This window comes from Pseudomonas sp. FP2196 (genome assembly GCF_030687715.1).
Taxonomy (GTDB): Bacteria; Pseudomonadota; Gammaproteobacteria; order Pseudomonadales; family Pseudomonadaceae; genus Aquipseudomonas.
Genome location: NZ_CP117445.1, coordinates 2,566,419 through 2,580,988 on the forward strand (window position 1 = coordinate 2,566,419; position 14,570 = coordinate 2,580,988).

Here is a 14,570-nt window from a genome sequence, read left to right on the forward strand (position 1 = left end):
GGTCCCATGGAGCAATTTCGTAATATCGGCATCATCGGTCGCCTGGGCAGTTCCCAGGTGCTGGATACCGTCCGCCGACTGAAACGCTTTCTGCTCGATCGTCACCTGCATGTGATCCTCGAAGACACCATCGCTGAAGTCCTGCCGGGCCACGGCCTGCAAACTTCGTCGCGCAAGATGCTCGGTGAAGTCTGCGACATGGTCATCGTTGTCGGCGGTGACGGCAGTCTGCTCGGCGCCGCCCGGGCGCTGGCAAAACACAATATTCCGGTGCTGGGGATCAACCGCGGCAGCCTTGGCTTTCTCACCGACATTCGCCCGGATGAGCTGGAAGTCGAAGTCGCCAAAGTGCTCGACGGCCATTACCTGGTGGAAAACCGCTTTCTGCTGCAAGCCGAAGTTCGCCGCCACGGCGAGGCCATCGGCCAGGGCGATGCGCTGAACGACGTGGTGCTGCACCCGGGCAAGTCGACGCGCATGATCGAGTTCGAGCTGTACATCGACGGCCAGTTCGTCTGCAGCCAGAAGGCCGACGGCCTGATCGTCGCCACCCCGACCGGTTCCACCGCGTATGCGCTGTCCGCCGGCGGGCCGATCATGCATCCCAAGCTCGATGCCATTGTGATCGTGCCGATGTACCCCCATATGTTGTCGAGCAGGCCAATTGTGGTCGATGGCAACAGTGAGCTGAAAATCGTCGTGTCGAAAAACATGCAGATTTACCCGCAGGTCTCCTGCGACGGGCAGAACCACTTCACCTGCGCGCCGGGCGACACCATCACCGTCAGCAAGAAAGCGCAGAAGCTGCGATTGATTCATCCGCTCGACCACAACTATTACGAAGTCTGCCGCACCAAGCTCGGCTGGGGCAGCAAGCTGGGTGGTGGAGGCGACTGATGCTCGATCCCGCACGCAGTTATGACCTGATTGGTGACGTGCACGGATGCGCCTTGACCCTCGAACACTTGCTTGACCGTCTCGGTTATCACAAGCAGGGCGGGGTCTGGCGGCATCCATCGCGCATGGCCGTGTTCGTCGGCGACATCATCGACCGTGGCCCGCGGATTCGCGAGGCGCTGCACATCGTCCACGACATGGTCGAGGCCGGTCAGGCCTTGTGCATCATGGGCAACCATGAATTCAACGCTTTGGGCTGGAGCACCCCGGCGCCTCCGGGCAGCGGCAAGCAGTTCGTCCGTGAACACACGCCGCGCCACGCGCGATTGCTCCATGAAACCCTGACTCAGTTCGAAGACCATCCCGGCGACTGGCACGACTTTCAGCAGTGGTTCTATGAGCTGCCGCTGGTGGTGGATGCCGGGCGTTTCCGTGTGGTGCATGCCTGCTGGGACGCCGGCCTGATCGAACCGCTGCGCGGACTGTTTCCCGATGCACGCATCGATGAGCATTTCCTCCAGGCCTCGGCCGTGCCCGGCAGCTTTGCCTGCACCGTGTTCGACCGCCTGCTGCGCGGCACCGACATGCGTCTGCCGGACGGCCAGACCATGACCAGTGGTGACGGTCTGGTGCGTTCGTTCTTCCGCACCAAGTTCTGGGAGGACGACCCGAAAACCTACGGCGACATCGTCTTCCAGCCCGACGCACTGCCGGAGCCAGTCGCACAAACACCGCTGACTTCAACGGAAAAGAATTCCCTGCTGCGCTACGGCGTCGATGAGCCTTTGCTGTTCGTCGGTCATTACTGGCGCAGCGGCAAACCGGCGCCGATCCGCCCGAACCTCGCGTGTCTGGATTACAGCGCGGTGCTTTACGGCAAACTCGTCGCCTATCGTCTGGATCAGGAAACCCGCCTCGATCCGCATAAATTTGTCTGGGTCGATGTCGAGCGACCGGAGGTGCTGCAATGAGTGCGGTAGCGGTATTGCGTCTGCCCCTGGCGGTGGACTTGAGCGGTTTTGTCACGCTGCTGCAACGCATGCAGGTGCCGCACCGGGTCAGTGAAGAGGCGGGCGAACAGGTATTGTGGGCGCCAGCGGAGATCAGCGACGACGTGCGTTCGCTGTACGAGCGCTTCCCGGCCGGCGATCCCGAGCAAACCCTGGACATCCCGGTAGCCCAGACCTTCAAGCGTCCGGGCTTCGTCGAACAACTCAAGCACGCCAAGGCCACAGGCTTCATTCTGCTGCTGTGCCTGATCGTCGGCGGTTTGACCTTTCTCGGCGAGAACCTGGAGACCCTGCGCTGGCTGACCTTCCTCGATTTCCGTGTGATCGGCGAATACATCCACTTCACGCCGTTGGCTGACAGCCTCGCGGCGGGGCAGTGGTGGCGGTTGGTGACGCCGATGCTGATCCACTTCGGCATCCTCCACCTGGCCATGAACGGCATGTGGTACTGGGAGCTGGGGCGGCGCATCGAGTCGCGTCAGGGCAGTATCAATTTGATAGGCCTGACGTTGCTGTTCAGCCTGGTGTCCAACTACGCGCAGTTCGCCTGGAGCGGCGCGACCTTGTTCGGCGGACTGTCCGGTGTGCTTTACGGTTTGCTCGGCCATTGCTGGATCTTCCAGGTGTTGTCACCGAACCCGGCCTATCGCCTGCCGCGCGGCGTATTGGTGATGATGCTGGTGTGGCTGCTGGTGTGCATGTCCGGGCTGATCTCGATGATCGGCTTCGGCGAAATTGCCAACGCCGCCCACGTCGGCGGGTTACTCATCGGATGCTTCACCGGTTTGTTGGGTGGTTTGTATAACCGCCGTAAACTGGCCGCCTAAAATTTTCAGTGAATAAAGAGCACGGAGACCCTGATGTCCTCTTTTAACGAAATGATCAAAAACATCACCCCGGATATCTACGAGAGCCTGAAACTGGCCGTGGAAATCGGCAAGTGGTCGGACGGTGGTAAGCTCACCGCCGAACAGCGTGAGCTGTCGTTGCAGGCGATGATCGCCTGGGAAATCCAGAACCTGCCTGAAGACCAGCGCACCGGTTACATGGGCCCGCAAGAATGTGCGTCGAAGTCGATCGAAGTGCCGAACATCCTGTTCAAGTCGGATGCCATCCATTGATTGAGATTGGCCGCGGTGCAATCAGCAAAATGTCGGCGCGCCTGGACGGGCCGAACGTGCAATACGCATTTCGTCTGGATGACGTCGAGGTGCCGGTCAATCCAATGATCGGCACCACGGTGCGTCTGGAGTACCTGGGGGCGATCCACTGCACCCATTGCGGGCGCAAGACCAAAACCAGTTTCAGTCAGGGTTACTGCTACCCGTGCATGACCAAACTGGCCCAGTGCGACATCTGCATCATGAGCCCGGAGCGCTGCCACTTTGACGCCGGCACCTGCCGCGAGCCTGAGTGGGGGGAGAAATTCTGCATGACCGACCACGTGGTTTACCTGGCCAATTCGTCGGGGATCAAGGTTGGCATCACCCGTGCAACGCAATTGCCGACCCGCTGGCTCGACCAGGGTGCCAGTCAGGCGTTGCCGATCATGCGGGTGTCGACGCGGCAGCAGTCGGGCTTTGTTGAAGACCTGTTCCGTAGCCAGGTAGCGGATAAAACCAACTGGCGTGCGCTGCTCAAGGGCGATGCGGTGGCGGTCGATCTGGCACAAGTGCGCGATCAACTGTTTGAAAGCTGCGCCGAAGGCCTGCAAGGCTTGCAGGAGCGATTCGGCCTACAGGCGATTCAGACGATTGCCGATGTCGAACCGCTCGAAATCCGCTATCCGGTCGAGCAGTACCCAGCCAAAATCGTCAGCTTCAACCTGGACAAGAACCCGATAGCCGAAGGTACGCTGCTGGGGATCAAGGGCCAGTACCTGATCTTCGATACCGGCGTGATCAACATTCGTAAGTACACGGCTTATCAGCTCGCCGTGCATCAATAAGGACTCCAGCATGCGCACCGAACAACCGAAGATGATTTACCTGAAGGACTATCAGGCGCCCGAGTACCTGATCGACGAAACACACCTGACCTTCGAGTTGTTCGAGGACCACAGCCTGGTTCACGCGCAACTGGTGATGCGCCGCAATCCGGCGCGTGGCGCGGGCCTGCCGCCGCTGGTGCTCGATGGCCAGCAGCTGGAATTGCTCTCGGTGACCCTGGCCGACAAGGAGCTGAGCGCTGATGATTACCAGCTCAGCGAAAACCACCTGACCCTGCAACCGACCAGCGATACTTTCACGGTCGACACCAGCGTCAAGATCCACCCGGAAACCAACACCGCGCTGGAAGGCCTGTACAAGTCCGGCACGATGTTCTGCACCCAGTGCGAGGCCGAAGGCTTCCGCAAGATCACCTATTACCTCGACCGCCCGGATGTGATGAGCAAGTTCACCACCACCGTGGTGGCCGAGCAGCACAGCTATCCGGTGCTGCTGTCCAACGGCAACCCGATCGCTTCCGGCCCCGGCGAAGACGGCCGGCACTGGGCGACCTGGGAAGACCCGTTCATGAAACCGGCGTACCTGTTCGCGCTGGTGGCCGGTGATTTGTGGTGTGTTGAAGACACCTTCACCACCATGACCCAGCGCACCGTCGCGCTGCGCATCTACGTCGAGCCGGAAAACATCGACAAGTGCCAGCACGCGATGAACAGCCTGAAGAAGTCGATGCGCTGGGACGAAGAGGTCTACGGTCGCGAATACGATCTGGACATCTTCATGATCGTCGCGGTCAACGACTTCAACATGGGCGCCATGGAGAACAAGGGCCTCAATATCTTCAACTCCAGCGCCGTGCTGGCCCGCGCCGAAACCGCAACCGACGCCGCGCACCAGCGGGTCGAAGCCATCGTCGCCCACGAATACTTCCACAACTGGTCGGGCAACCGCGTGACCTGCCGCGACTGGTTCCAGTTGTCGCTCAAGGAAGGCTTTACCGTATTCCGCGATTCCGGCTTCTCTGCCGACATGAACTCGGCCACGGTCAAGCGCATTCAGGACGTGGCGTACCTGCGTACCCACCAGTTCGCCGAAGATGCCGGCCCGATGGCTCACGCTGTGCGCCCGGACAGCTTCATCGAGATCTCCAACTTCTACACCCTGACCGTGTACGAAAAGGGCTCGGAAGTGGTCGGCATGATCCACACCTTGCTCGGCGCCGAAGGCTTCCGTAAGGGCAGCGATCTGTACTTCGAGCGCCACGACGGCCAGGCCGTGACTTGCGACGATTTCATCAAGGCCATGGAAGATGCCAATGGCGTCGACCTGACCCAGTTCAAACGCTGGTACAGCCAGGCCGGCACGCCGCGTCTGGCAGTGAGCGAGTCTTACGACGCTGCGGCGAAAACCTACAGCCTGACCTTCCGCCAGAGCTGCCCGGAGACCCCGGACAAGGTTGAAAAACTGCCGTTCGTGATCCCGGTGGAACTGGGCCTGCTCGACAGCAAGGGCAACGAGATCGCCCTGCGTCTGGCCGGTGAAGCATCGGCGCAAGGCACCACCCGCGTGATCTCGGTGACCGAGGCAGAGCAGACCTTCACCTTCGTCGACATCAGTGAGCAGCCATTGCCATCGCTGCTGCGTGGCTTCTCGGCGCCGGTGAAACTGAGCTTCCCGTACAACCGTGACCAATTGATGTTCCTGATGCAGCACGACAGCGACGGTTTCAACCGCTGGGATGCCGGTCAGCAACTGTCGGTACAGGTCCTGCAAGAGCTGATCGCGCAGCAGCAGAAGGGCGAAAGCCTGGTGCTCGACCCGCGCCTGATCACGGCGCTGCGCACGGTGCTGTCCGATGAGTCGCTGGATCAGGCGATGGTCGCGGAAATGCTCTCGCTGCCAGGTGAGGCGTACCTCACCGAAATCAGCGAAGTGGCTGATGTTGATGCCATCCATATCGCGCGCGAATTTGCTCGCAAGCAACTGGCCGACAATCTGTTCGAAGGACTGTGGCTGCGTTATCAGGCCAACCGTGACCTGTCGAAGAAAACCCCATATGTGGCCGAGGCCGAGCACTTCGCCCGTCGTGCCCTGCAGAACATCGCGCTGTCGTACCTGATGCTCAGTGGCAAGCCGGAAGTACTGGCCGCAGCGCTGGAACAGTTCGACACCAGCGACAACATGACCGAGCGCCTGACCGCGCTGGCGGTACTGGTCAACTCGCCGTTCGACGAGCAGAAAGACCAGGCGCTGGCCAGTTTTGCCGAGCACTTCAAGGATAACCCGCTGGTCATGGATCAGTGGTTCAGCGTGCAGGCCGGCAGCACCTTGCCGGGCGGCCTGGAGCGGGTGAAAGCGTTGATGCAGCACCCGGCGTTCAACATTAAGAACCCGAACAAGGTGCGTGCGCTGGTCGGTGCGTTTGCCGGGCAGAACCTGATCAACTTCCATGCGGCTGACGGCTCGGGTTATCGCTTCCTGGCGGATCTGGTGATTGAGCTGAACGGGTTTAATCCGCAGATCGCTTCGCGGCAGTTGGCGCCGTTGACTCGCTGGCGCAAATACGACGCTGCGCGGCAGGCGTTGATGAAAGGTGAGCTGGAGCGGATTCGGGCTTCGGGGCAGTTGTCGAGCGATGTGTATGAAGTGGTGAGCAAGAGCCTGGCGTAACACGTAACGAAATGTGGGAGCGAGCCTGCTCGCGAATGCGTTGTTTCAGTCGACATATCTGTGTCTGATACACCGCTTTCGCGAGCAGGCTCGCTCCCACAATGGTTTTGCGTTTCTCCAGTTAGTTCAGGTCGAACCGATCCAGGTTCATCACCTTCGTCCAAGCCGCCACAAAGTCCTTAACAAACTGCTCCTTCGCATCCGCACTGGCATACACCTCCGCCAACGCCCGCAATATCGCATTCGACCCAAACACCAGATCAACCCGCGTTGCCGTCCACTTCACGCTGCCGCTTTTGCGGTCGCGCCCTTCGAACTCGTCTGCATCCCGCGAGGTCGGCTTCCACTCCACGCCCATGTCCAGCAGGTTGGTGAAGAAGTCGTTGGTCAGCGCTTCGGTTTGGTTGGTGAAAACGCCATGACGGGTTCCCCCGACGTTGGTGTTCAACACGCGCAGGCCACCCAGCAGCACGGTCATTTCCGGAGCGGAGAGGGTGAGCAGTTGCGCCTTGTCGATCAGCAGTGCTTCGGCTGAAACCCGATATTTGCCCTTGCTGTAGTTGCGGAAACCGTCAGCAATTGGTTCGAGGAAGCCGAACGAGTCGACATCGGTTTGCTCCTGCGAGGCATCCGCACGACCAGCCGTGAATGGCACGGTGACCGAGTGCCCGGCGTTTTTCGCTGCTTGCTCGACGCCAGCATTACCCGCCAGCACAATCAGATCCGCCAGCGAGACTTTCTTGCCGGATGAGCCACCATTGAACTCGTTTTGAATCCCCTCAAGGGTCTTCAGCACCTTGTCCAATTGCTCTGGCTGGTTGGCCTGCCAGAACTTCTGCGGTGCCAGACGCAGACGGCCACCGTTGGCGCCGCCACGTTTGTCCGAGCCACGGAATGTCGAGGCCGCCGCCCACGCGGTGGAGACCAGTTGCGAGACGGACAGCCCCGAGGCCAGCACTTTGCCTTTCAGTGCGGTCACGTCGTTGTCGTCGATCAGCGCATGCGTGACCTCTGGAATCGGGTCTTGCCACAGCAGTTCTTCGTTGGGCAGTTCCGGGCCGAGGTAGCGTGACAGCGGGCCCATGTCGCGGTGGATCAGCTTGTACCAGGCACGGGCGAAGGCGTCGGCCAACTGATCGGGGTTGGCGAGAAAGCGCCGGGAAATCTGTTCGTAGGCCGGGTCGAAGCGCAGCGCCAAGTCAGACGTCAGCATGGTCGGCGAGAGTTTTTTGCTCGGGTCATGGGCATGGGGAACGGTGCCGGCCCCCGCGCCGTTCTTCGGTTGCCACTGGTGCGCACCGGCCGGGCTCTTGGTCAGTTCCCACTCGAAACCGAACAGGTTTTCCAGATAGTTGTTGCTCCATTGGGTCGGTGTGGTGGTCCAGGTGACTTCGAGGCCGCTGGTGATGGTGTCGCCACCCTTGCCGGTGCCGAAGGCGTTTCTCCAACCGAGGCCTTGCTCTTCCAGTCCGGCGGCTTCCGGTTCGGGGCCGACGTTATCGGCAGGGCCGGCGCCGTGGGTTTTGCCAAAGGCATGGCCGCCGGCAATCAGTGCCACGGTTTCTTCATCGTTCATGGCCATGCGGCCGAAGGTTTCGCGGATGTCCCGGGCCGAGGCCACCGGGTCCGGGTTGCCCTCAGGTCCTTCCGGGTTCACGTAGATCAGGCCCATTTGCACCGCAGCGAGCGGGTTTTCCAGATTGCGTTCGCCCTGATCGGTGCGGCTTTCTTCTTTGCCGTGCAAATCAGGTTCGGCTACCAGCGTGCCGTCACCGGGTTCCTGCATGGCAGACTTGTCCTTGCCATAACGGCTGTCGCCGCCCAGCCATTCGTGTTCCGAACCCCAGTACACGTCTTCGTCCGGCTCCCACACGTCGGGACGGCCACCGGAGAACCCGAAGGTTTTGAAACCCATGGATTCCAGCGCGACGTTACCGGTGAGAACGATCAGGTCGGCCCAGGAAATATTGCGGCCATATTTCTGTTTGATCGGCCACAGCAGGCGCCGGGCCTTGTCGAGGCTGACGTTGTCCGGCCAGCTATTGAGCGGGGCGAAACGTTGCTGCCCGGAACCGGCGCCACCACGGCCATCGGCGGTGCGATAGGTGCCGGCGCTGTGCCAGGCCATGCGGATAAAGAGTGGGCCGTAGTGGCCGAAGTCTGCCGGCCACCAGTCCTGAGAGTCGGTCATCAGGGCGCGCAGGTCTTGTTTCAGCGCCTGGAAGTCCAGGCTTTTGAAGGCTTTGGCGTAGTCGAAGTCCTTGCCCAGCGGATCGGACTTGGGCGAGTGCTGACTCAGGATTTTCAGGTTGAGTTGATTCGGCCACCAGTCACGGTTCGTCGTACCACCACCGGCGGCGTGGTTGAACGGGCATTTCGATTCGTTTGCCATGTTCGGATCCTTATCAGGTCTTGTACGGCCGGCTCGTGCCGACTTCGGACTTGTAAGGCTAGACCCGACTTGGCAAGTCAGCTAATAGCCCGACTATTGGACGCTGATAGGCAGAACCTTTTACCGCAGATGTTGCTGCAAAACCCGTACTCCGCATAGCGCATGACCCCCTGTAGATACCGTCTTGCCCCTCATCGGGCAAGGGCAATTTTCGGGTCAAATGGCTGGCCCGATTTAAGAACGGCGTAGACAAAATGTAGGAGTTTGCGCATCGCTGCACAGATGATTTGCTTGGGGGCCTTGCCGTTGGCCTTCAAGCGTTCCTTCATGGCGATGATTGCCTTGTTGTGCTTCAGTGCAACCAACCCAGGCATGTATAGACCCGCCCGAACGCGAGCCGATCCGATCCTCGAAATCACTGCTCTGCCTTTGAACTTTCCCGAGTCCTGCAGCTTTGGGTTCAACCCGGCGGCAGCGACCAGTTTGCGAGGGTCGTCATATTTACGCAGGTCGCCCAACTCTGCCAGCAGCCGCTCAAGGGTTTTCTGGCCAATACCGTCGATGGTCACGATCAAGTCGCGCATTTGGCGCATGTCTGGATCATCGTCGATGTGTTTTTTGATTGCTTTGTGAGTTTCAACGATCTCTTTCTCGATGTGACGCAGCACAGAGTTGATCGAGTCTTTGACCTTTTCGTCGGACACATCCAGGCGATTGAGCTCCATTTGCTCCATTTCCTGAAGGTCATCCAAGCGACGTACCATCGCCTTTAGCTGACGATATTTCAGCGGCTCCGGAGCCCAAAGCTGAAGCTTTTCAGCCTTTTCCCGAGCAAAGTCAGCGATCAATTTGGCGTCGCTTTTGTCGGTTTTGATCCGGCGCAGCTCGCTGTCGGCGTAAGCGTGGGTCGTCGCCGGATTGACGACGCAGACCCGGTAACCCTTGTTGTAGACGAACTCGGCAAGTTCCAGGTGATAAACGCTGGTGGCTTCCATCACGATCAGGGCTGTAGGCTCGACCTGCTTGTTCAACCAGGCGTCAAACTCTTTGAAACCTTTTGAGTCGTTAGCCAGTTTGGCCTTGGTTTTGTGCTTGCCGTTTGGCAGGTGAGTGGCGATATCAAAGGTATTTTTAGCGACATCGACGCCGACGAAATTGGACATGACCGTTTCTCCATTAATCAGTTTTCGATCATCACTGCACTCTGTCCAACCTTGCGAATGCGGGCTCTCGCCAGAGACGGGCCCAAGATACCGTTCGAACTATACGAGTGAGTGTGGAGGGCTGGAGCACGATCTACATCACAGGCAAAAAGCCTAAGGAGCTGCACGGCTTCCAAGTCCCTCCCTCGATGATCAGTCGAGAACTATCGCTCCTGACGGAGCGATAGTCGAGATACAAGGAGCTGCCGAAGGCTGCGATCTTTTGACGTTGGTCTTTAAAAAGCAAGATCAAAAGATCGCAGCCTTCGGCAGCTCCTACACGGGATTGCGCAATCAACTCGACTGCGCGGCCTCGTCCTCAATCACGTCGTCGAGAATGTCCTCCTGCCCCGGCACTTCGGTGATCACACTGAAGTCCGTCACCTCAACCGCGCCCAGCCCATAACCCAATAAGTGGAAAGAAAACGCCTTGCGCTGCTGCGGGTTGTCAAAACTGAAATCCATCTCCAGCGGCTGATCCGCCGTGGCGACCATCTCCGCTGGCAATCCCAGTTGCACGTCCTGTTCAAACTCCTTGGCCTTGAGCTGAATGTACGCCGCTTGTTGCGGATCGACCGAGCGCACGGTCAGGCGCACGCGGGTGTGCGAGCCTTTGGGCATTTCCAGGTATTGCGCGCCGATCAGGTTGTCGGCCCAGTCGTCATTGATCTGCGCTTGCAGCGCGATAACGTTGTTACTGCCGAACTGATAGTGCTGATTGAGCGGGGTGCGCAGCAGCGACAGATCCAGTGCATTGGCGCGCGCCGCAATCTGCCGGGCCCGCTGACCACTGTAGGTGCCCTTGAACGTGGCGCTCTCGGCGATAAACCCGGCGCTCTCGTAGTAGCGGCAGCGGCGCGGCATGTCGCATTCGGAGAAAATGCCCCGGCCGTCGTGATAACGCAGTTTGCCGTTGGTGAACGACATGATTTCGCGACCGGAATCGTAATCGCGGAACAGCGAGCGACCGCTCAGCGAGGTCGGCACCGGCAGGTCAAAGTAGTCGAGGATCGATGTGCTCAGATCAACATGGCCATACACCCCGGCGTTAAGGCGTGGCAGCTGTTCATGCTCGGGCGCCAGTGTCAGGTTGAAACCCCACGAGGAGGCCAGACGCACGCCGTCGATGCCGTGGGATTCATCCGAAGTGATCACCACGAGGGTGTCTTTCAATACGCCTTGGCGTTCAAGACCGCTGAGGAATTGATCCAGCGCATCGTCCAGATAACCGACGGCAGCCTGTTTCGGTGTTTCGTAGCGTTCCAGATAGTCTTGCGGTGCGGAGTAGGGCTGGTGGGTGCCCACGGTCAGCAACGTCAGCATCCAGGGTTGCTTCTGCTTCTTCAGTTGACCGACATAATCCAGCGCACCTTCAAAGAACGCCTTGTCATCTTTGCCCCACGGGAATTCCAGATAGTTGGCGTTGCTGAACCATTCCAGGCCATGGGTCGCATCAAAACCGATGTGCGGCATGATCTTGTCTTTGGCCATGAAGCGTAGGCCGGCGCCTTGCAGGTAGTGGGTGCTGAAGCCGTGTTCGCGCAGTTGCGCCGGCAGGCAGGCCTGATTGCGCTCTTGCTGGGTGAGCATTTCGACGCCTTTGGGCGTGCCGTTGTTGAGCTTGTCGTAATCGCCACAGAGCATGGCGTACAGACCGCGAATGGTCTGATGGGTGTGAAGCACGTAATCCGGCGTGTTCATGCCGCGCTCGGCCCAACGGCTGAGGTTGGGCATCAGGTCTTCCTGATAATGGCTGCCGATGGCTTCGCGGTTGGCGCGGATGTAGGCACCGGGAATGCCTTCCAGGGCGATGACCAGTACGTTGCGCGCCTGGCCCGGCGCGGCCAGCAGTTTATGGCCATTTAGATCGACATCGGTCAAACCGGCCATCGCCGGAGCGACTTCTTCGACATCACCGTCCAGCCATTCCTCGGCCTGGATCTGCAAATCAGCAACCTGCGTAGCCAGCAATTGATGTGGCAAGTTGTACGCGCGCCATGGATCGTCCTCGCTCGGCCACAGATTTTGCGCACCCCAGTGCGCGGCGAACAGCACCAGCGGCGCACTCCACGCAGCGCGGGGCAGGGCCGGACGAGCGATGCCGCGAGCAGTAAATTGCGTCAGCAGCCACAACGACAAGGCCAACAGCAAGGTGATGCCCAGTGCGGGATGGGCCAGACCGCCGCCAGTGGAATTCTCGACAAATTGCGGATCGAACAGGTAATGCAGATCCGCCGGATTCGGCAGGCGTCCTACGGCGCTGACCAGTTCAGCCGTCGCCACGCTCAACAGTGCGCAGAACAGCAGCACCGGCAATGCCAGCCACCACGGACGACGATGCAGCAACACCACCAGCAAACTGCCAATGGCCAGATCCGACAAATAACCCAGCGGCATCGACCAGCCGAGCGCCGCGCGCAGGCATACCGGCACGATCAGTACCAGCAAAATCAAGGAAAAGAGGCGGGCATGTGGGTGTCGCAACCCGGTCAAAAGAGCGCTCACAAAAAAGACCTTCCAGTCATTAAACCGTCAAAAAAGTGTGGGCGATGATACCAAGGGTCAGCTGTCTGATCGCCTTTTTAAAAACGCGGCTGATCCGCTGTCGGAGGTCGCCAGGCAAGGCAGGTGGGCGTGAAGCCTTGGCGGGCGTCCGTGATAGCCGACAACGCCGAATCAGGCTGGCGGATCGGTGCGGGATTTTTATTGTTTCAGGTTATTTAGATTGCCCACGATCCGCTGCCATGAGAGGAGCCTGTCGAACAACCCCGAAGAGTCAGCCTGTTGGTTCTATGAGTCGAGTGATCGGATGATCATGCCCCTCGACGTGCCATTTCACCCATAGCCGGTTGCGCCCATCGGCGTTTTTATCCGGTTCAATGGACAGCCAGTTGCGGCTGGCGATCAGGTAATTTCCGTCGTAGCCGATGGTTTGCATGTCGGCTGTCAGGTCGGTGTCGATCTTTTCCCGGGTACTGGTGATGGTTTCCAGGCTTCTGATGGCCAGTACTGCCAGAGGGGGGTGGACGATGCCTGTGGAAATCAGTTGGTGGATGACCTCGGCACCATTGTCGCTATGCCTGGGGTTGGCCGAGCGGATAACGCTGGCGGCGGCGACGTGCACATCGCCGGAAACAATGGTGACTTTGCATTTGCTGCGCTTGGCAAAGTCCAGCAATCCATTGATCAACTGCTTGCGTTCGTTCTTGTGCGGCTGATGGCGCCAGTGGTCACGGAAGTCATCCTCCGGCCCGATTTCCCCCGGAACCCATCCGACCAGCGCCTCAAGTAATGCCAGGTTGACGAACGAAACCGGGACACTGGATACGAACAACAAGTGTGAGTGCTTGCCGACAGCCAGGCTTTTAATCCAGTCAAACATCTGAGAGATGCTTTTCTGCGACATGATTTGCGTAGGTTGTTTGAGCTGACCGTTTCTACCCTTGATGTCTGGTGCTCGCTCGAACCTGAGATCGGGAACAACAATCGCCAGACCGCCGAGCCCTTCGAAGGCAAAGGAAAAGCCTTGACGGGTAATGGCGCCCGGACGTGTTTCGTTTTCGCCGATCTGCAGTTGGTAAATCCGGAAATAACGCGTCGCAATGCGAAACAGTCCTTGGTGTACGGGACTCTCATGCAGTGCCTGGGGATAGGAGCCCCAGCCATCGATAATGTCGTGGTCATCCCACATCATCAAAGTAGGCACGCTACTTAGCATTTTCAGCACTTGTGGCCGAGCCCAATATCGCGGATAGACGTTGGCAAAAAACTCGTCAGCCTGAAGCTCCATTTCTTCAGTCCAACGAGTGTCATCGCGATTCCAGGACAACTGCTGATGCCACTCATTCAGAGGGCCCCGGATCTGCAGCAGTTCGTCGCTATAAATCTGATCGCCGCCCATGATCAGCAGATGGTACTCGGCTTGTTTATGCGCTTGAGCGAGATTGCTCCAACGCTCAGCATAACGATCAGCCAGTGATTGCAGGTATTTCACGTCAGACACGCCATTACACGAGGCGTAGGCGATGCGAGGTGCCTGTTCAAGTGGAGGGACGTGGAAGGAGCCGGATATGCCTGCCCACTCATAGTCGATCTTCAATTGCGTTTTAGTTTGTTCGATCTGCATGTCGAGCCGCCAGACGGCCATTTTCGGATGGCTTACAGGCACCTTTGCAATTTGCGTGACGGTCGGACGGTGCGCCTGCGCAACGTTGGGGACTGGCGCCGGGGCATTCAGGTCTTGCACCAGAATGGCTGACACGCAGTATTTTTGATTCTGGATACCTCGAAAGCTCAAAACCGGGCCAAAGGGACTCATATGTCGTCCTCGCTGACAATCGAAGAACCGCTGATGCCACTGGGTGCAGTGGTGATCCCAAGCGTAGACGGCTTTTCGACAACGAGGCATTCCCGACAAGGTGCTCAGGGAGTGACACCGGGTCACCCCTGAAAT

At 59.1% G+C, this 14,570-nt stretch carries 10 protein-coding genes; 6 read left to right on the forward strand and 4 right to left on the reverse strand.

Features of this window, described 5'->3' with window-relative positions; translation table 11 throughout:
• Positions 1-6 precede the first annotated feature (6 nt).
• The 6 genes from PSH79_RS11645 to pepN are packed head-to-tail and all read left to right on the forward strand — an operon-like array spanning position 7 to position 6,523.
• Positions 7-897 (forward strand): NAD(+) kinase, encoded by an 891-nt coding sequence (locus PSH79_RS11645; protein ID WP_187678751.1) that lies wholly within the window; start codon positions 7-9, stop codon positions 895-897.
• Entirely contained in the window at positions 894-1,868 is a 975-nt protein-coding gene (locus PSH79_RS11650) for a metallophosphoesterase (protein WP_370872657.1), read from the forward strand. Before PSH79_RS11645 ends, PSH79_RS11650 begins: the two co-directional genes overlap by 4 nt.
• Positions 1,865-2,734: a rhomboid family intramembrane serine protease gene (locus tag PSH79_RS11655; RefSeq protein ID WP_305442959.1), complete on the forward strand. Its 870-nt coding sequence runs from the start codon at positions 1,865-1,867 to the stop codon at positions 2,732-2,734. Before PSH79_RS11650 ends, PSH79_RS11655 begins: the two co-directional genes overlap by 4 nt.
• A gap of 33 nt (positions 2,735-2,767) precedes the next feature.
• Positions 2,768-3,028 (forward strand): YeaC family protein, encoded by a 261-nt coding sequence (locus tag PSH79_RS11660; protein ID WP_060540507.1) that lies wholly within the window; start codon positions 2,768-2,770, stop codon positions 3,026-3,028.
• The gene (locus PSH79_RS11665) at positions 3,025-3,855 is read left to right on the forward strand and encodes a DUF2797 domain-containing protein (RefSeq protein WP_305442964.1); all 831 of its coding nucleotides are present in this window, start codon (positions 3,025-3,027) and stop codon (positions 3,853-3,855) included. Before PSH79_RS11660 ends, PSH79_RS11665 begins: the two co-directional genes overlap by 4 nt.
• Before the next feature lie 10 nt (positions 3,856-3,865).
• The gene (pepN, locus tag PSH79_RS11670; RefSeq protein ID WP_305442967.1) at positions 3,866-6,523 is read left to right on the forward strand and encodes an aminopeptidase N; all 2,658 of its coding nucleotides are present in this window, start codon (positions 3,866-3,868) and stop codon (positions 6,521-6,523) included.
• Positions 6,524-6,644: 121 nt separating this feature from the next.
• Here the strand turns inward: pepN and katG are convergent, their stop codons facing one another.
• The 4 genes from katG to PSH79_RS11690 form a co-directional block, all read right to left on the reverse strand.
• A complete protein-coding gene (gene katG, locus PSH79_RS11675) occupies positions 6,645-8,915 on the reverse strand; it encodes a catalase/peroxidase HPI (RefSeq protein ID WP_305442970.1) in 2,271 nt (756 codons plus the stop codon).
• 191 nt (positions 8,916-9,106) lie between these two features.
• Complete coding sequence (locus PSH79_RS11680; protein WP_305438217.1) at positions 9,107-10,078, reverse strand: IS110 family transposase; 972 nt, start codon at positions 10,076-10,078, stop codon at positions 9,107-9,109.
• A 333-nt stretch (positions 10,079-10,411) separates the two neighbouring features.
• Positions 10,412-12,622, reverse strand: a complete 2,211-nt coding sequence (locus PSH79_RS11685; protein ID WP_305442973.1) for an LTA synthase family protein — start codon at positions 12,620-12,622, stop codon at positions 10,412-10,414.
• 271 nt (positions 12,623-12,893) lie between these two features.
• Positions 12,894-14,435 (reverse strand): alkaline phosphatase D family protein, encoded by a 1,542-nt coding sequence (locus tag PSH79_RS11690; protein ID WP_305442976.1) that lies wholly within the window; start codon positions 14,433-14,435, stop codon positions 12,894-12,896.
• Between the last annotated feature and the right edge of the window lie 135 nt (positions 14,436-14,570).

Coding starts and splice junctions, on each gene's coding strand:
- pepN (WP_305442967.1), top strand. CDS start 3,866: ATGCGCACCGAACAACCGAAGATGATTTACCTGAAGGACTATCAGGCG.
- katG (WP_305442970.1), bottom strand. CDS start 8,915: ATGGCAAACGAATCGAAATGCCCGTTCAACCACGCCGCCGGTGGTGGT.
- PSH79_RS11655 (WP_305442959.1), top strand. CDS start 1,865: ATGAGTGCGGTAGCGGTATTGCGTCTGCCCCTGGCGGTGGACTTGAGC.
- PSH79_RS11660 (WP_060540507.1), top strand. CDS start 2,768: ATGTCCTCTTTTAACGAAATGATCAAAAACATCACCCCGGATATCTAC.
- PSH79_RS11645 (WP_187678751.1), top strand. CDS start 7: ATGGAGCAATTTCGTAATATCGGCATCATCGGTCGCCTGGGCAGTTCC.
- PSH79_RS11680 (WP_305438217.1), bottom strand. CDS start 10,078: ATGTCCAATTTCGTCGGCGTCGATGTCGCTAAAAATACCTTTGATATC.
- PSH79_RS11690 (WP_305442976.1), bottom strand. CDS start 14,435: ATGAGTCCCTTTGGCCCGGTTTTGAGCTTTCGAGGTATCCAGAATCAA.